The sequence below is a fragment of the Mongoliimonas terrestris genome, from assembly GCF_001927285.1.
Classification (GTDB): Bacteria; Pseudomonadota; Alphaproteobacteria; order Rhizobiales; family Pleomorphomonadaceae; genus Chthonobacter; species Chthonobacter terrestris.
In genome coordinates this window covers 89899-107256 of record NZ_MSIG01000005.1, presented here as the reverse complement: position 1 = coordinate 107256, position 17358 = coordinate 89899, and the positions used below count along the sequence as shown (strand labels likewise).

The window sequence follows — 17358 nt, the reverse complement described above, 5'->3', positions numbered from 1 at the left end:
TGGAGCTCCGGCGCAGCATGACCAGTCGCATCATCGTCGTCGATCCGTTCGACTATGTGGTCTTCGGGGGCACCGGCGACCTTGCTCGCCGCAAGCTGCTGCCGGCCCTCTACCACCGGGAGCTGGACGGCCAGCTGCCGGAGGTCGCTCGCATCATCGGCGTGTCGCGCCGGGAGAGCAGCCACGAGGCCTACCGGGCCGACGTGAAGGCGGCGCTGGAGAAGTATCTCCGACCCGACGAGATCCTGCCGCGGGTGCTCGAGACCTTCCTGTCGCGCATCCATTATGTGGCCGCCGACGCCACCTCCGAAGAGGGCTGGGCCAACCTCGCAGCGCTCCTGAAGGAGGGCGAGGACCGGGTGCGGGCCTTCTATCTCGCCACCGGCCCGGACCTCTTCGGCCCGATCTGCGAGCACATCGGCCGCCACGGGCTGATCACCGACAAGACGCGCGTCGTCGTGGAGAAGCCGCTCGGCAAGGACCTGAAGTCGGCCCGCGCCACCAATGATTCGGTCGGGCGGATCTTCAAGGAAGAGCAGATCTACCGGATCGACCACTATCTCGGGAAGGAGACGGTGCAGAACCTGATGGCGCTGCGCTTCGGCAACGCCCTGTTCGAGCCGCTCTGGAACAGCGCCCACATCGACCACGTGCAGATCACCGTGGCCGAGTCGATCGGCGTGGAAGGCCGCGGTGACTATTACGACACCTCCGGCGCCATGCGCGACATGGTGCAGAACCACATCCTGCAGCTCCTCTGCCTTGTCGCCATGGAGGCGCCGACTTCGCTCGACGCGGACGCGGTGCGCGGGGAGAAGCTGAAGGTGCTCAAGTCGCTGAAGCCGCTGACGGGTGCGGCCGCCGAGGCCTGCACCGTGCGCGGCCAGTACCGGGCCGGCGCCTCCACAACCGGGGCGGTGCCGGGCTATATCGACGAGATCACCAACAAGGAAAGCCGCACCGAGACCTTCGTCGCCATCAAGGCCGAGGTGGAGAACTGGCGCTGGGCCGGCGTGCCCTTCTATCTGCGCACCGGCAAGCGGCTCGCCGCGCGCCAGTCGGAGATCGTGGTGCGCTTCAAGCCTGTGCCGCACTCCATCTTCGACGAAGGCGCCGGCAGTCTGGCGGCCAACGAACTCGTCATCCGCCTGCAGCCGGACGAGGGCGTGAAACTGCAGCTGATGATCAAGGATCCCGGCCCCGGCGGCATGCGCCTCACCCGCGTGCCGCTCGACATGAGCTTCGCCAGCGCCTTCAACGTGCGCAGCCCGGACGCTTACGAGCGCCTGCTGCTCGACGTGATCCGGGGCAACGCCACGTTGTTCATGCGGCGCGACGAGGTGGAGCAGGCGTGGAAATGGGTGGATCCGATCCGCCAGGCGTGGGACGAGAGCCGGGATCCGCCGAAGGCCTACACGTCCGGCACCTGGGGCCCGTCCGCCGCTATCGCGCTCATCGAGCGCGACGGCCGCACCTGGCACGAGGACGCCGCCTGAGGCTCACGGCGTCCGGGCCTGCGCCCGGACCGCCTCTTCCAAGCGGATGCGGATGCCCATGCTCGACCAACGCACCTTCGACAGCCCCGACGCCCTCGCCGCCGGCCTCGCCGCCTTCGTGGCGGAGGGCATCGCCGCGCGGCTCGCCCGGGACGGCCGGGCCGCCATCGCGGTCTCCGGCGGGCGGACGCCGACGCGCTTCTTCGAGGCGCTGTCAGATATCGACCTAGACTGGGCCAAGGTTCGGGTGACCTTGGTGGACGAGCGCTGGGTGCCGGAGACCTCCGACCGGTCCAACGGGGCGCTGGTGCGCCGGCACCTGATCAGCCACAAGGCCGCCCTCGCCTCCTTCGTGCCGCTCTACCGGGAGACGGCGACGCCGGACGAGAGCCTCGGCCTCGTCGCGCGGACGCTCGCCGACATGCCGCTGCCGTTCGCCGCGGTGGTCCTCGGCATGGGCGACGACGGGCACACGGCCTCCTTCTTTCCCGGCGGCGACCGCCTCGCCGACGCCATCGACCCGATCGGCGGCGCGGCGGTGGCGGCGATCCGGGCGCCGGGCGCCGGCGAGCCTAGAATTACCCTCACCCTGCCGATGCTCCTCGGCGCCGACCGCTTGGCCCTCCATATCGAGGGGGCGGGGAAGAAAACGGTTCTGGAGCAGGCGCTTGCCAGCGGCGATCCAATGGAGATGCCGGTTCGCGCGGTGCTGACGGCCGAGCGGCCGCCGGTGGTGTTCTGGTGCGGGTGAGAGGCTTGATCGGTTCGTGTTGACGTTTGTACATACAGACGGGATAGTCGATGCGGATCGGCGGGTTCGACTGGGACAAGGGAAACCGGGCCAAGTGCGAGAAGCACGGGGTCTACCGGGACGAGGTCGAAGAGGTTTTCCTGCTTGACCGTGTAGTGGTCAAGGATGCCGGACGGCAAGCGCCGGAAACGCGCTTCATCGGCGTCGGGCAGACCGGGGAAGGCAAGTTCATCTTCGTCGTTTTCACGTTGCGTTCCCTGGACGGTCGACTGCTCATTCGCCCGATCAGCGCCCGATACATGCATCGCAAGGAAATCGAGTCCTATGAAGAAGCCATTTCCGGTCTTCCAGAGTGATGAGGACGCCGAGCGGTTCGTCGAAACCGCGGATCTCTCCGCGTTCGACTTCGGTTCCTTTCGCACGGCCGGTTTCGAATTCGAAACCAAGGACGCCCGCGTGAACATGCGGCTGCCGGAATCCCTGCTGAACGCCGTCAAGGAAAAGGCACGGCGGGAAGGCATTCCCTATCAGCGCTTCATACGTCAGGCGCTGGAGCAGGCCGTAACTGCCCCCACCCGCAAACCCTGACTTCCCCCCGTCCCCCGGAGCCTCGCCATGACCATTCAAGCCCGCATCGGTGACGTGACGGAGCGCATCGAGAAGCGCTCCTACGAGACCCGCCAGCGTTATCTGGAGCGCCTGTTGAAGCAGGCGGAGAAGGGGCCGAGGCGCAATCGGCTGGCGTGCGGCAACCTTGCGCACGGTTTCGCCGCCTGCGGCCCCGGCGACAAGGACGCTTTAAAGGGCGATGTAGCGCCCAATCTGGGCATTGTAACCGCCTACAACGACATGTTGTCGGCCCATCAGCCCTACGAAACCTATCCGGAGATCATCCGCTCGGCCGCCCGCGAGGTCGGCGCGGTGGCGCAGGTGGCGGGCGGGGTGCCGGCCATGTGCGACGGCGTCACCCAAGGCCAGATCGGCATGGAACTGTCGCTCTTCTCCCGCGATGTGATCGCCATGTCCACCGCAGTCGCGCTCAGCCACGACATGTTCGACGCGGCGGTCTATCTCGGCATCTGCGACAAGATCGTGCCGGGCCTCGTGATCGGCGCTCTCTCGTTCGGCCATCTGCCAGCCGTGTTCGTGCCGGGCGGCCCGATGACCACGGGCCTGCCGAACGACGAGAAGGCGCGCATCCGCCAGCTCTACGCGGAAGGCAAGGTGGGCCGGAAGGAGCTGCTGGAATCGGAGAGCGCCTCCTACCACGGGCCGGGCACCTGCACCTTCTACGGCACCGCCAACTCCAACCAGATGCTGATGGAGATCATGGGCCTGCACCTGCCGGGCGCCACCTTCGTCAATCCGAACACGCCGCTTCGTGACGCGCTCACCAAGGAGGCGGCCAAGCGGGCCCTGGCGATCGCCGGATCCGGCAACGAATTCACGCCGGTCGGTCAGGTGATCGACGAGAAGGCGATCGTCAACGGCGTCGTCGGCCTGCACGCCACCGGCGGGTCGACCAACCACACCATGCATCTGGTCGCCATGGCCCGCGCCGCCGGGATCCACCTGACCTGGGACGACTTCTCGGACCTTTCCGACGCAACGCCCTTGGTCGCCCGCGTCTACCCGAACGGCCTCGCCGATGTGAACCACTTCCATGCGGCTGGCGGCATGGGATTCCTGATCCGCACGCTCCTCGACGAGGGGCTGCTCCACGACGATGTGAAGACGGTCTGGGGCACTCCCCTCTCCGGCTATACGGTGGAGCCGAAGCTGACCGAGGCCGGCACGGTGGAGTGGACGGACACGGCGGCGGCGAGCGCCGACGAGAAGGTGCTGCGGCCCGCCTCCAACCCCTTCCAGGCGAGCGGCGGCCTGAAGGTGCTGAAGGGCAATCTCGGCAAGTCGGTGATCAAGACCTCGGCGGTGAAGCCGGAGCGGCAGGTGGTGGAGGCCCCTGCCGTGGTGTTCCACAGCCAGGACGCCATGCTGGCCGCCTTCAAGCGCGGCGAACTGGAGCGCGACTTCGTGGCCGTGATCCGCTTCCAGGGCCCGAAGGCCAACGGCATGCCGGAACTCCACAAGCTGACGCCGACCCTCGGCCTGTTGCAGGACCGCGGCTACCGGGTGGCGCTCGTCACCGATGGGCGCATGTCCGGCGCCTCCGGCAAGGTGCCGGCCGCCATCCACGTCTCGCCCGAGGCGGTGGACGGTGGGCCGATCGCCAAGGTGCGGGACGGCGACCTCATCCGGGTGGACGGGATCGCCGGCACCCTGGAGGCGCTGGTGGACGCCGCCGAGTGGGAGGCCCGCACGGCGGTGACGGAGGATCTCGCCGACAACGAATGGGGCATCGGCCGCGACCTGTTCGCGTCCTTCCGCCGGGTGGTCGGCCGGGCCGAGGACGGGGCGAGCGCCCTCGGGCTCTGAGCGGGCGGGCGCCGGTCGCGACCGGCGCTCCATCGCAATCTGAGGCCCACATATGAAGTATTGACCATACGAAAGATCGCGCGCTAGCGTTCCCGCCGGGGGCATGCATCCGGGACGGTGATACTCGAATGCGCGCGATCGATTGGCTCAAGACGCCGTTGTGGGCGGCCGGCATCGCCGGCGGCACCAAGTCCTTTCTGAAGAATCCGCTGATCGGCGATCCGGAGCTGAACGCGCGCGGGCTCCACCGCAACCGGATCAGCCTCGCCTGGCGGGCGGCTGAACGCCGGCGCGCCATCCTGGCGCCCCGGGTGGACCCGGACCTGAAGGCGGCGTTCGACCGGGACGGATTCGTGATCCTGGAGAACGTCCTGCCGGACGCGGTGTTCAGGCGGATGGTGGCAACCCTCCGCTCCCGCCCCCTCCCCGCGCACGAGATGCGCCAGGGGCAGACGGTGACACGGATGACGCCGGTCGGCCCGCGGGTGCTGGCGGATCTGCCAGGCGCCGCGGCGGTGATCGACGACCGCCGGATCCGCGCCGTCGCCCAATATGCCGCCTCCACCGGGGGTTTCCCGGCCTGGTTTCTCCAGACCGTCATCGCGGAGCCGAACCGGCATGATCCGGACCCGCAGACCGATCTCCACGCCGACACCTTCCACCCGACCGCCAAGCTCTGGCTCTTCCTGCAGGATGTGGGCGAGGACGACGGGCCGTTCATGTACGTGCCGGGCTCGCACCGGCTGACGCCGGAACGGCTGGAGTGGGAGTACCGGATGAGCCTCACCGCGCGAGACGACCCGCGCAGCCACCACGCGCACGGCTCGTTCCGGGTGCGGCCGGACGAACTGGCGGCCATGCGCCTGCCGCCGCCGCGGAAGGTGGTGGTGAAAGCCAACACGCTGGTGGTGGCGGACACGTTCGGCTTCCACGCCCGAACCCCCAGCGACAGGCCGACCCTCAGGATGGAACTGCACGGGCACCTGCGGCAGAACCCCTTCTCGCCGTGGGCGGGACCCGGCTTCACCTCCCTGCCCGGCATCGCGCGCCGGCAAGTGGACATCTTCCTCGGCTATCGGGCGCTGAAGCGCCGCTGGTTGAAACACGGCGGCGTCTGGAAGGACGTCGGGACCGTGCTCGTCGACAGCCCGCCGCATGTCTGACTCCAGACTTGAACGGGCGCCGGGCGGTCAGGCCGTGACGCTCCTGAAGATCGGACGCGTCCGATCTTCAGGAGCAGGGTCGGAGGGTCGGAGCCTGACCGACCATCGGCAGAAAGCGATGCGTTCGCACGCGCGGCATCGCAACGCCCCCTGGCCTCTTGCGGTGCGGCCGCTATAGTCAGGGCAAACGCTTATCGTGCGCCGGGAAGGCTTTCAGGACATGAACGAGATCGCGAACCGTAAATTCGGGATCGGCGCCCCTGTGCGCCGACGGGAGGACGCGGCCCTCATCACCGGGCATGGTCGCTATACGGCGGACATCCTGCCGGCCGGCACCGCCCACATGGTGGTGGTGCGGTCCGCCATGGCGCACGCGGCCTTCAGCCTCTCCGGCCTCGATGACGCGCGGGCGGCGCCCGGCGTCGTGGCGGTGTGGACCATCGACGACATCGACGACCTCGGCCTGATGCCCACCAAGGCCCGGCCGCGGCAGGCGGACGGATCGGAGTTCTGGATTCCGGACCATCCGATCCTTGCGCGCGACGTGGTGCGCCACGTGGGCGAGGCGATCGCCGTGGTGTTCGCCGAGACGGCGGCCGCGGCCCGCGAGGCATCCGAACTGATTGCGGTCGACTATGACGGGCGCCCGGCTGCGGTGGAGACCGGCCGCGCGCTCGATCCGCAGACGCCGCTGGTCTGGCCGGAGCACGGCAGCAACCTCGCCTTCACCTTCGGGTTCGGCGACAAGGACGCCGCCGAGGCGGCCTTCGCCGGCGCCGCCCGGGTGGTGGAGCTTTCGCTCGTCAACAACCGCATCGTCTGCAACTACATGGAGCCGCGCGCCGGCCTTGCCGAGTATGACGCGGCGACCGGCCGGTGGACGCTGACCACCGGCACGCAGGGCGGCCACGGGGTGCGCGACCTTCTCGCCAAGGACATCCTCGGCGTCGACCGCGACCGCATCCGCGTGGTGACGCCGGACGTCGGCGGCGGCTTCGGCACCAAGGCCTTCGTCTATGGCGAGTATCCGCTGATCATTAAGGCCGCCAAGGATTTCGGCCGGCCGGTGCGGTGGGTGTCCGACCGCACGGAGCATTTCCAGATCGATGCCCATGGCCGCGACAACGTGGTGACGGGCCGGCTGGCGCTCGACGGGGACGGGCGCATCCAGGCGCTCTCGGTGGACCTCGTCGCCGCCATGGGCGCCTACCTCCACCAGTACGGGCCGTTCATCCCCTGGGTGGGCGCCACCATGTCGACCGGCGTCTACCATGTGCCGGCGCTCCACGCGGTGGTGAAGGGCGTTTACACCCACACGACGCCGACGGACGCCTACCGGGGTGCGGGCCGGCCGGAGGCCGCCTACCTCCTGGAGCGGCTGATGGACCTTGCCGGGCGCGAGACCGGCCTCGGGCCGGTGGAGATCCGGCGACGCAACTTCATCACGCCGGCGCAGATGCCCTATCGCACTCAAACCGGCCGGCTCTACGACACCGGCGAGTTCGACGGGCACCTGACGCGCGCCCTGGACGTGGCCGACAGTGCCGGCTTCCCGGCCCGGCGCGACGCCGCCAAGGCGGCGGGCAAGTGGCGCGGGCTCGGCATCGCCACCTACATCGAGGCCTGCGCCTTCCCCGGATCGGAGGAGGCCAACGTGGTGCTGAACACCGACGGGACGGTGACGCTCTTCATCGGCACCCAGACCAACGGCCAGGGCCACGCGACCGCCTACGGGCAGATCATCGCCGCCGCCCTCGGTCTGACGCTGGAAGCGATCGAGACCGTGCAGGGCGACACCGACCGGGTGGCCAAGGGCGGCGGAACGGGCGGCTCGCGCTCCATCCCGCTCGGTGCGGCGTCCGTGGACATCGCCTCCAAGGCGCTCGTCGAGCAGATCAAGGAGCTGGCGGCCGACCGACTGGAGGCCTCCAAGGCCGACCTGGAGCTGGTGGACGGGCACGTGCGGGTGGTGGGCACCGACAAGACGCTGACGCTCGCCGACATCGCCGCCTCGGCGCCCGATCCGGAGAAGCTGAAGGCGCACGGCAACTTCGTCCAGGACGAGTGCACCTATCCGAACGGCACCCACATCTGCGAGGTGGAGGTGGACCCGGACACCGGGGTCACGGCCATCCTGCGCTATACGATCGTGGACGACTTCGGGGTGACGGTGAACCCGATGCTTCTCGCCGGCCAGGTGCACGGCGGCGTGGTGCAGTCGATCGGTCAGGCGCTGCACGAGCACACGGTCTACGACGAGACCGGCCAGCTGCTGACCGCGTCCTTCCTGGACTACACCATGCCGCGCGCAGACGACGTGCCGGGCTTCCACTTCGAAACGCGGAACGTGCCCTCCGCGACGAACATGCTCGGCATCAAGGGCGCCGGCGAGGCCGGGACGATCGGCGCCACGCCGGCGGTGATGAACGCGGTGGTGGACGCGCTCGACTTCGGCAAGGGCATCCGCCACGTGGACATGCCCGCGACGCCGGCACGGCTGTGGGCGGCGATCAACGGGTGAGGCGGGGAGGCGCTGGTTTATTCCTTCCCCTCAGGCGAAGGTAGCCCGAAGGGCCGGAAGGGGCTGCCTTTCTTCTGAACGAAAATGCGCGGGGGGCGGGGAAAAAACACAACCTTCCCCCGGCCTACGACCGGACCCTCCCCTAGAGCATTCTCCGATCAAGTTGCACGACTTGATCGATGAGAGAATGCTCCAGGCTTTTGAATCTGGAGCGATTTCTTGTCGACCTGACGATTCCGTCAGGTCGGAAAGCGCTCTAAGGGGAGGGATTGGGCACTTCATTCGACCTCGGTCGGCTTCGCAGCCGGCGGAGCTTGGCCCTCCCCTGAGGCGAGAAATTGGGCGCGTACCGTTCGACCGCCGTCAGCCGCCGAGCTTGTAGCGGAGGGAGACCGACAGGATGTCGGCGCTGGCTTCGCTGGAGCCGGCGTAGGTGACGGTGGCCGGCAGGCCGAAGCCGCCGGGGACGGCGCTGGTGCGGTTGATGTCGGACTCCTCGCCGAAGAGGTGGGTGTAGGCGGCGTCGAAGGAGAGCCGCTCGTTCACCTCGTAGGTGAGGCCGACCGAGGCCCAGATGCGGTTGGCGTCGGGCAGACGCGCAGAGCGGAACTCGTCGGTGACCGGCGAGATCTCGTAGCCGAGGCCGGTGCGGAGCGTCAGGTTCTCGTTCCAGGCGTATTCGCCGCCGAGGGAGAAGAACCAGCCGTCCTTGTACTCGAAGTCCAGCTCGGTGACGGTGCCGAGGGCGCTGTTCTCCACGTCGACGATGCCGAGGCGGCTCCAGTTCTGCCACTCGATGCCGGCGAGAAGCGTGAAGCGGTCGTTGATGCGCTGGCGGAGGCCGAGGGTGACGGTCTCCGGCAAGGTGAGGTCCGCGGTGATCGGCAGGCCGCCCGGCGAGGTGGGCGAGACGAGCTCGCCTTCCAGCGAATGGGCGATGGCGGAGCGGAAGCCGAGGCCGATGGTGGTGCCGTCGAACGGCTCGTAGGTCACGCCCGCCGTGAAGCCGAAGCCGATGTCGTCGCCAGAGAGGTTGGCGGTCGGCGAGGTGGGCGTGGGGAAGAGCGCGCGGGTGATGTTGACGTCGAAATACTGGATCTGGGCGCCGATGGCGATGCTCAGCTGGTCGTTCACCTTGTAGCCGATGGTCGGCGACACATCGACGGTGAGAACCTTGGCGCGGAGGTGATCCACCTGGCCGATCCAGGGCCGGTCCGCGTGGGTGCCGAGGCCGTAGGGCGTGTTGATGGACACGCCGAAATAGAGGCTCTCGTTCAGCTGGTAGGCGGTGTAGGAGGACGGCAGGTAGGCGTCGATGCCGAGGTCGCCGCCGTCGCCCGGCACCAGCGCGTTGAGGAGCGGTGTGGTGCGGTCGTCCTGGTCGAAGTCGGCGTGGGGCGAGATGAAGCTGTGGTTGCTCTCGAACACGAGCCCCACCGCCGTGGTGACTGCCGCCGGGTTCCAGTACATGGCGGAGATGCTGTCCCCCGGCGCCGCGGCGCCGGCGAAACTCGCCCCCTGGCTGTAGACCGACTGCTCGCGAAGAGCGAACGCCCCGGCTTCGGCCGTGCCGACCGAGCCACCCACCGATGCCGTGATCGCCGCGAGGGCGACGCCCGCCTTCCATGCACGTCGAGACATTTTTCCTCACCCACTGGTCTTGCTGCACCCTCCGTCGAACGGTTCGTCCGCGGCGGTTGAGGACACTGTGTGGTGCGGTGACGCGCACGGCAACTGGGTGAATTCGGCCTCTGGAATACTTCCCTAGCGGCACGCGCTCCTTGCCTGCCGTAAGGATATCTGGTCTGCGGGATCATCAGAATTCCGAGACCCGCCCGCAGTTTGGCGGATCCTTTTGACAAAACGCATGAGTCTGGAGCGTGCCGTCGGGCTCGGACGTCCGGACGGGAAAGACGTGCATTTCGGAAAGTGTGTGGCCGAACCGACACAAATTCCCATGCGTCAGGTTCGGCCAAAGATCCTTATCCAGGGATGGAACCCGCGTCCCACCACGCGTGGAAATGGTGGACGGGTCCGTGGCCGTGGCCGACCGTCAAATCGTCAGCGGCCCGGATCGCGGCCGTCACGTAGGCCTTGGCCTCGGCGACCGCTTCCCGGAGCTGCCGTCCGCGGGCAAGTTCCGCCGCGATGGCGGACGAGAGGGTGCAGCCGGTGCCGTGGGTGTTGGTCGTGGCGTGGCGCGGGGCGGTCAACCAGAGCTGGCCGTCGGCGTCGAGGAGGAGGTCGGCGCTCTCCGCCCCGGTGCCGTGGCCGCCCTTGACGAGAACGGCGCGCGGGCCGAGGGCGAGGAGCGCGGCGGCCTGGGCGGCCATGTCGGCGCGGGTCTCGGCGATCGGGCCGTCGAGGAGGCGGGCGGCTTCCGGCAGGTTGGGCGTGACCAGGAGGGCGAGCGGCATCAGGCGGCGGCGCAAGGTGTCGACCGCGTCGTCGCGAAGAAGCGGATCGCCGCTCGCCGCGATCATCACCGGGTCGAGCACCACCTGTCGCTGGCCGTGGGCTTCCAGGCCCGCCGCCACCGCGTCGATGACGGCGGGGGTGGCCAGCATGCCGATCTTGACGGCGTCGACCGCGAGATCGGAAAAGACCGCGTCCATCTGGGCGCGGACGAAATCCGGCGGCACGTCGTGGATGGCGAAGACGCCGCGGGTGTTCTGCGCCGTCAGCGCCGTGAGGACGCTCGCCCCGTAGACGCCGAGGGCGGAGAAGGTCTTCAGGTCCGCCTGGATGCCAGCGCCGCCGCCCGAGTCGGACCCGGCGATTGTCACCGCGATTGCCGTCATATGTTCGGTCTCCCTGTGGATCGGCGTGGGGACGGGGTGGGATGCTTGCGCGCCGACCCGGCTTCTGGTCGACTGCGCGCCACCTGCCCTGCCCCATTGTTTCGAGGCCTCGATGAAGCCGTTCTTCGTTCTCATCAAATGCCAGCTCGGCAAGTCCTACGCGGTCGCCAACGCCATCGCCGAACGGGAGATCGCGTCGGAGATCTACTCCACCGCCGGCGACTACGACCTCCTCGCCAAGTTCTACGTGGAGGCCGACGTGGACATCGGCCACTTCGTCAACGAGAAGCTGCACCCGGTGGACGGCATCGTCGACACCAAGACCATCATCACCTTCAAGGCGTTCTGAGCGCCGCGCCGTCGTCTGTGACGGGACCAGTCGGCCACCGGTCGGCGGCGGAGAGCCAGGCGGCGAGGCGCGCCTCCGGCGACGGGTTCGCGAGGACGTCGGAGACGACGGAGAGCACGTCCGCCCCCGCCGCCGCGACGCCCTCGGCCCGCTCCAGGGTGAGGCCGCCGATGGCGACGAGCGGCCGGCGGCCGATGAGCCGCTTCCACTCGCGCACCCGGTCGAGCCCCTGCGGCGCCCAGGGCATCACCTTCAGGGTGGTCGGATAGACGGGGCCGAGCGCCACATAGTCCGGATCGGCGGCAAGCGCCGTCTCCAGCTCCTCGTGGCTGTGGGTGCTGACGCCGAGCTTCAGGCCCGCCCGCCGGATCGCCGCAAGGTCCGCCGTCGCCAGGTCCTCCTGGCCGAGGTGGATCCAGTCGGCCTTGGCGTCGATCGCCTGCCGCCAATGGTCGTTGACGATCAGGATGGCGCCGGCGGCCCAACAGGCTTCGAGCGCCGTGGCGATCTCCGTGTCGAGGGCCGGACCGGCGAGGTCCTTGACGCGGAGCTGGACCAGTTTCAGCCCGACGGGGAGAAGGCGGGGCAGCCAGGCGGCCCGGTCGACGATCTGGTAGAAGCGCGGGAGCATGGGCATCCTTCAGGCGGGGCCTCAGCCGGAGAACGGGGAGAAGGGCGCGCCGAACACGGGCGTGGAGGCGACGGCAAGGTCGGTCTCCGCCATCATGCCGGCCTCGTGGCCGCGCCGGCCGGCACGGATCGCCTCGGCGAAGGCCTCCGCCATGGCGGGCGGGTCGCCGGCGGTGGCGACGGCGGTGTTGAGGAGGATGGCGTCGTAGCCGAGCTCCATGGCCGCCGCCGCGTGGCTTGGCTTGCCGATGCCGGCGTCCACCACCAGGGTGGCCTCGGGGAAGTGCCGGCGGAGGAGCGCGAGGGCGTAGGGGTTGTTGAGGCCCTTGCCGGTGCCGATCGGCGCGCCCCAGGGCATCAGCACCCGGCAGCCGGCGTCCATCAGCTTTTCGGCCAGCACCAGATCCTCGGTCATGTAGGGAAAGACCTGGAATCCGTCGGCGACGAGCGCGCGGGTCGCCTCGACGAGCGCAAAGGGGTCGGGCTGCAGCGTCTCCGGGTCGCCCACCACTTCGAGCTTGATCCAGGACGTGCCGAACACCTCGCGCGCCATCTGGGCGGTGGTGATGGCCTCGCGCACGCCGTGGCAGCCGGCGGTGTTCGGCAGCACGGCGACGCCGAGGTCGCGGATCAGCGACCAGAAGGCGTGCCCGGCCTTCTCGCCGCCGGTGGACTCCCGGCGGAGCGACACGGTGACGATCTCGGCGCCGGACCGGAGCACAGCCTGGCGGAGCGCCTCCGGCGACGGGTAGCGGGCGGTGCCGAGCAGGAGGCGGCTTTCGAACGTGCGGTCGTAGAAGGTCACCATCGGGTCATCCTCCCTGGCGGGGGCTGAACACCTCGACGCTGTCGCCCTCGGATAGGCGGAGGTCGCGGCGGTGGGCGCGGGGCACGAAGTCGCCGTTGACGGCGGTGGCGACCAGGGTGGGGTCGAAGCCCTCGGCCGTGAGAAGCGAGTCGATGTCGGTGGCGGCGACGTCCACCGGCTCGCCGTTCAGGACGATGCGCATGCGGCCTCCGGTTCGGTGTCGTGGATGGCGACGGCCACCACGGTCTCGGCGAGCGCGGGCGCCAGCAGCCAGCCATGGCGGTAGAGGCCGTTGACCGCGAGGGTACGGCCAAAGCGGCGGATCACCGGCTCGTTGTCCGGCATGGCGGGGCGAAGGCCCGCGTTGAACTCCAAGATGTCGGCCTCGCCGAAGGCCGGGTGCAACGCGTAGGCCTGGGTGAGGAGTTCCCCGGCGGAGCGCACCGACACCGTGTCGCCGTCGTCGCTTTCGACCGTGGTGGCGCCGATCATGAAGACGCCGTCGGCGCGCGGCACCACGTAGAGCGGATGGCGGTGGTGGAGGAGCCGCACCGGCCGGGTGAGCGTGACGTCGCGGGAGCGGATCAGCGCCATCTCGCCCTTGACGCCGCGAAGCATCGGCAGACGGTCGCGGGCGCCGAGGCCGCGGGCATCGACGAGGGTCGCGGCGGGAAGATCCTCCGGCGTTCCGGTCCAGGCGAAGGTGACCGGCACGCCGTCGTCCCGGAGGCGCGCCAACAGCGCTGTGAGGGTGGCGCGCGGGTCCAGGTGGCCTTCGGTCGGGTAGAAGAGCCCCTGACGGAAGCGGCCCTCGAACGCCGATTCCAGATCGGCGACCGCGGCGGCATCCGCCGCGCGGTGGCTGGCGGTGACACGGGCGAACCGGGCGAGCGCGGCGGGATCGCGCGGCGGCGCGACCACCAGGGTGCCGTTCAGCGCCACGTCGGCGAGCGCCGGCCAGAGCGCCATGGAGCGGCGGCCGAGGGCGACGACGGACGGGCTCGACACCTCCGCCTCGCACTCGGGGGCGAGCATACCGCCGGAGCGCCAGCCGGCGCCGGCGGTGAAGTCCGCCGCCCGGTCGAACACCGCGACAGAAAGGCCGGCGCGTCGGGCGGTGAGCGCCGTCACGAGGCCCATCACGCCCGCGCCGAGCACGGCGAGGTCGACGGTTGGATGGACGAAGGAGGTGCGTGTGCTCGCCATGGTCCCTTGCCGTCATGCGGATCGGCGAAGGGCGGCACGGGTGACAATCCCGGTCCGGTGACGTCCCTCCGCCGGCATGACCCGGATCAGGTTCTAAGGGTTCGTCTCAGCCACCCGGACAGGCGGCGCCCCTCGTCACTATCCGGTCATATGCGACCGGTGGACGCGCCTGTCAACCGGTGGGGAGCGCGGTCACGGCTAACTGGGATCAAGATGATCCCTCCCCTCAGGGGAGGGTCCGGCCGACGGCCGGGGGCGGGGTTGTCTTTTTCGGTCGAGCAGCGCGTTTTCATCTATCGCCGAGCGCCGGCCGTTGCCGACAGAGTCAAACGAAGACAACCCCTTCCGGCCCTTCGGGCCACCTTCCCCTATGGGGAAGGATCAAACGCGCGCTGCAAGCGGTTGCCATGTGCGCGGGAGTCGGCCGAGAGGAACCTCAGGTCTGGCCGCCGGGGGCGGCGGCGTCGCGGCGGCGCTCGATGCCGAGCTGGCGCTCGCGGAGGACCACGAAGATGCTCGACCCGATGACGATGGCCGAGCCGAGCCAGACCGTGGCGGTCGGCACGTCGCCGAACACGAAGTAGGCGGCAATCACGATCCAGATCATGTTCACATAGTCGAACGGCGCCACGGCGGAGGCCTCCGCGAAGCGGTAGGCCTGGGTCATCAGCACCTGCCCGACACCGCCGCAGAGGCCGGCGATGATGAGGGCCGTGGCGTCCCAAGGCGTCGGCACGACCCAGCCGAACGGCACGGTGAGGAGCGCGAGGATGGCGGCGGAGGAGGAGAAGTAGAAGACGATGGCGCCAGTCGTCTCAGTGGCCGTGAGGGTGCGGACGGTGACCATGGCGAGCGCGGCGAACACGGCGGACGAAAGGGCGAGGAGGCCGCCGATCAGGCGGTCGTGGCCGACGCCGTCGTGTCCGGCAAGCTGGCCGGAGAGCACGATGAGCACCCCGACGAAGCCGACCGCCACCGCCGACCAGCGGTAGATGCGCACCGTCTCGCGCAGCAGGAGCGCGGCGAAGAGGACGCCGAACAGCGGTCCGGCGTAGTTGATGGCGGTGGCGTCCGGCAGGGGCAGGTAGCTGAGGCTGGCGAACCAGCAGAACATGGAGATGGTGCCCACCACCGCCCGCCGCACGTGGCCGAGCGGCTGGCTGGTGCGCAGCGACGCCCGGAGTTCGCCGGCCCACAGCAGCATGACCAGCACCGGCAGGGTGCCGAAGAAAGCCCGGGCGAACAGCACCTCGCCCGGCGGCACGCGGTCGGAAACCAGCTTGATGAGCACGACCATCACGGCGAACGCGACGGTCGACAGCACCTTCAACAGGACGCCTTTGGCGGTGTCGGACACGGGGCGGGAAACTCCGGCAGGTCTCGTGGACAGACCACGTCCGGCCGGAGCATGCAAGCCGCGAAAAGCGTCATTTCCGCTCGTTTTCAACGCGCTCGCGGACGATGTTCACTTCGGTTTCCGGCGGATCGCCGATCACCGCCGCCCGCTGCAACGCCGGCACATCGCGGCCCGAGACGGGCGGGGCGATGAAATCCCCCTGCCCCATGGTGCAGCCGAGACGCTCGGCGAGCGTCACGTCGGCGGCATCGCCAAGGCCGTCGGCGATGATCTCGGCACCGAGGCTTCGGCCGAGCGCGACAACCGCGGCGGCGGCGCGCGCGTCCGCCTCCGACTGGCGGGCGGCGTCGAACAGGGCGGCGTCGAGGCGCGCGTAGGCGACCGGCAGGCGGGCGATCTGGCGCGGTCCACAGTCGCCGCCGCCGAAGCGCGTCAGGCAGAGGCGGAAGCCCTCGGCCCGGAATGCCGCCGCGACGGCATCCGCCCGGCGCGGATCGGCGGCGACGCCGTCCTCCCCGAGCCCGATCACCAGCCGGTCGGTGGCGATGCCGGCCCGCGCCGCAGCCGCCGCCATGACGGCGGGCAGCCCGACCGGACCGGCGGACGCGGCGGCGGGGTCGTCGGGGGCGGTGGCCGTCCAGTCCGCCACGGCGATGAGCGGGTCCGGCAGGTCGAGAAGGACAGACGTCTCCGCCGTCCAGCCCGCGAGGTCGCGACACGCCTCGTCCAGCATGCGCGCCCAGAGGTCCGGGACCCGTTTGGCGTCGGCCGCAAGGGCCAGGATCTCGGCCGGCGTCAGCGCGCCCTCTTCGGCGCTCTCCCAGACCGGGACGGCCTCGAACAGGGGCAGGTCGAGCGTGCGCAGGGAAAAGAGCGGCCGGTAGGCGTTGCCGATCTCCCGGTCCGACAGGGCGTCGCGGAAGGCGCGCTGACGGGGGGTGATGCGGGTGAAGGGCAGCCGGTCCGGCAGGCGGACGCCGGGATGCGGCCGGCCGTCGTCCGTGGGGACCGGCAGGGCGACAGCCTCCTCGGCAAGGCGGATCAGGTCGTCGGACGAGCGGGCGTGGTCCGGGTAGAGGGCGAGTGCGACGGCGACCGGCTGGGACGCGCGATCGGTGCCGAAGTCGGCCAGGATGGCTCGGCCGACGGCGAGGCCGCGGTCGAGGTCCGCGTCGCGGTCGATCACGACGGCGAAACGGGAGGGACCGAGGCGGGCGAGCATGCTGTCGTCCGCCACGACGGCGCCGAGCTGGCGGGCGGCGGCCCGCTCGGTCTCCGGATCGGGTCCGTCCGCGCGATCGGACGCGGGCAGCGTCACAAGGAGGAGCGCCAGCGTGCCGCCGTGATCCTCCATGCGGAGGATCCGCTGGGCGAGGAAATCGGCGAGATGGCGGCGGTTGAAGAGCCCGGTGACCGGATCGCGCCGTGAGTGGTCGAGGTCGCCGCGGGCGACCGGCGCGAGCATCGGCGGCGGCAAGGCCCGGCGCGACCGGGTGCGGATCCGGATCGCCGCAAGGACGACGCCGGCGGCCAGGATGCCGGCGCCGAGGAGCCTGCTGTCCACGGGTCCGACGCCGAGCTGGTCGAGATAGGGCGCCACGATCGCGCCGCCGTCGAGCATCAGGGTGGTGGTCGCCAGGACGGCGGAGCCGAGGAAGATGGCCGGCGCTTCAAGGGCTCCGCGCCGGCTGGTCGCCGCGGGCGGCCGGTGGGTCTGGGGGCCTCCGGCGCCAAGGCTGAAGGTCAGGTCGGTGGGAGCCATGCTGCCTCTCCATTGCGATTTCCGACCTAGTATTCAGTACATTTAACAATATGACGCTTAAAAAGATGGTGAACGGTT

Annotated in this window: 16 protein-coding genes and 1 riboswitch; of the genes, 8 read left to right on the top strand and 8 right to left on the bottom strand. The window is 69.8% G+C overall.

The window, feature by feature from the left end:
• Positions 1-17: 17 nt before the first annotated feature.
• The 7 genes from zwf (at position 18) to BUQ68_RS08805 (ending at position 8367) form a co-directional block, all read left to right on the top strand.
• Complete coding sequence (gene zwf, locus BUQ68_RS08835) at positions 18-1496, top strand: glucose-6-phosphate dehydrogenase (protein WP_075215823.1); 1479 nt, start codon at positions 18-20, stop codon at positions 1494-1496.
• 58 nt (positions 1497-1554) lie between these two features.
• Positions 1555-2247 (top strand): 6-phosphogluconolactonase, encoded by a 693-nt coding sequence (pgl, locus tag BUQ68_RS08830; RefSeq protein ID WP_175577770.1) that lies wholly within the window; start codon positions 1555-1557, stop codon positions 2245-2247.
• Between the two features lie 50 nt (positions 2248-2297).
• Entirely contained in the window at positions 2298-2603 is a 306-nt protein-coding gene (locus BUQ68_RS08825) for a BrnT family toxin (protein ID WP_075215596.1), read from the top strand.
• The gene (locus tag BUQ68_RS08820; RefSeq protein ID WP_075215595.1) at positions 2572-2835 is read left to right on the top strand and encodes a CopG family antitoxin; all 264 of its coding nucleotides are present in this window, start codon (positions 2572-2574) and stop codon (positions 2833-2835) included. Before BUQ68_RS08825 ends, BUQ68_RS08820 begins: the two co-directional genes overlap by 32 nt.
• Positions 2836-2862: 27 nt before the next feature.
• On the top strand, positions 2863-4683 hold the full coding sequence (edd, locus tag BUQ68_RS08815) for a phosphogluconate dehydratase (protein ID WP_075215594.1): 1821 nt from the start codon (positions 2863-2865) through the stop codon (positions 4681-4683).
• A 128-nt stretch (positions 4684-4811) separates the two neighbouring features.
• Complete coding sequence (locus BUQ68_RS08810) at positions 4812-5846, top strand: phytanoyl-CoA dioxygenase family protein (protein WP_075215593.1); 1035 nt, start codon at positions 4812-4814, stop codon at positions 5844-5846.
• A gap of 220 nt (positions 5847-6066) precedes the next feature.
• Complete coding sequence (locus tag BUQ68_RS08805) at positions 6067-8367, top strand: xanthine dehydrogenase family protein molybdopterin-binding subunit (RefSeq protein WP_075215592.1); 2301 nt, start codon at positions 6067-6069, stop codon at positions 8365-8367.
• Between the two features lie 363 nt (positions 8368-8730).
• Here the strand turns inward: BUQ68_RS08805 and BUQ68_RS08800 are convergent, their stop codons facing one another.
• Together BUQ68_RS08800 and thiD are read right to left on the bottom strand one after the other, a co-directional pair.
• On the bottom strand, positions 8731-10008 hold the full coding sequence (locus BUQ68_RS08800; protein WP_075215591.1) for an OmpP1/FadL family transporter: 1278 nt from the start codon (positions 10006-10008) through the stop codon (positions 8731-8733).
• Between the two features lie 341 nt (positions 10009-10349).
• The gene (thiD, locus tag BUQ68_RS08795) at positions 10350-11168 is read right to left on the bottom strand and encodes a bifunctional hydroxymethylpyrimidine kinase/phosphomethylpyrimidine kinase (protein ID WP_075215590.1); all 819 of its coding nucleotides are present in this window, start codon (positions 11166-11168) and stop codon (positions 10350-10352) included.
• 112 nt (positions 11169-11280) lie between these two features.
• Between thiD and BUQ68_RS08790 the strand changes: the two genes are divergently transcribed.
• Positions 11281-11517 (top strand): Lrp/AsnC ligand binding domain-containing protein, encoded by a 237-nt coding sequence (locus tag BUQ68_RS08790; RefSeq protein WP_075215589.1) that lies wholly within the window; start codon positions 11281-11283, stop codon positions 11515-11517.
• Here the strand turns inward: BUQ68_RS08790 and BUQ68_RS08785 are convergent.
• The 6 genes from BUQ68_RS08785 to BUQ68_RS08760 all read right to left on the bottom strand — a co-directional run bounded on the left by BUQ68_RS08785 (position 11504) and on the right by BUQ68_RS08760 (position 17280).
• A complete protein-coding gene (locus tag BUQ68_RS08785) occupies positions 11504-12148 on the bottom strand; it encodes a thiamine phosphate synthase (protein ID WP_075215588.1) in 645 nt (214 codons plus the stop codon). The genes BUQ68_RS08790 and BUQ68_RS08785 overlap by 14 nt on opposite strands.
• A 21-nt stretch (positions 12149-12169) precedes the next feature.
• On the bottom strand, positions 12170-12955 hold the full coding sequence (locus tag BUQ68_RS08780; RefSeq protein ID WP_075215587.1) for a thiazole synthase: 786 nt from the start codon (positions 12953-12955) through the stop codon (positions 12170-12172).
• A gap of 4 nt (positions 12956-12959) precedes the next feature.
• Positions 12960-13157, bottom strand: coding sequence for a sulfur carrier protein ThiS (gene thiS / locus BUQ68_RS08775; RefSeq protein ID WP_075215586.1), 198 nt, complete (start codon positions 13155-13157; stop codon positions 12960-12962).
• Positions 13142-14161: an FAD-dependent oxidoreductase gene (locus BUQ68_RS08770; protein ID WP_075215585.1), complete on the bottom strand. Its 1020-nt coding sequence runs from the start codon at positions 14159-14161 to the stop codon at positions 13142-13144. The genes thiS and BUQ68_RS08770 overlap by 16 nt, the downstream gene beginning before the upstream one ends.
• Before the next feature lie 46 nt (positions 14162-14207).
• A riboswitch (TPP riboswitch) is annotated at positions 14208-14304 on the bottom strand.
• Between the two features lie 293 nt (positions 14305-14597).
• Complete coding sequence (locus tag BUQ68_RS08765; protein WP_245293203.1) at positions 14598-15518, bottom strand: DMT family transporter; 921 nt, start codon at positions 15516-15518, stop codon at positions 14598-14600.
• 70 nt (positions 15519-15588) lie between these two features.
• Positions 15589-17280, bottom strand: coding sequence for an EAL domain-containing protein (locus BUQ68_RS08760; protein WP_075215584.1), 1692 nt, complete (start codon positions 17278-17280; stop codon positions 15589-15591).
• Positions 17281-17358: the final 78 nt, after the last annotated feature.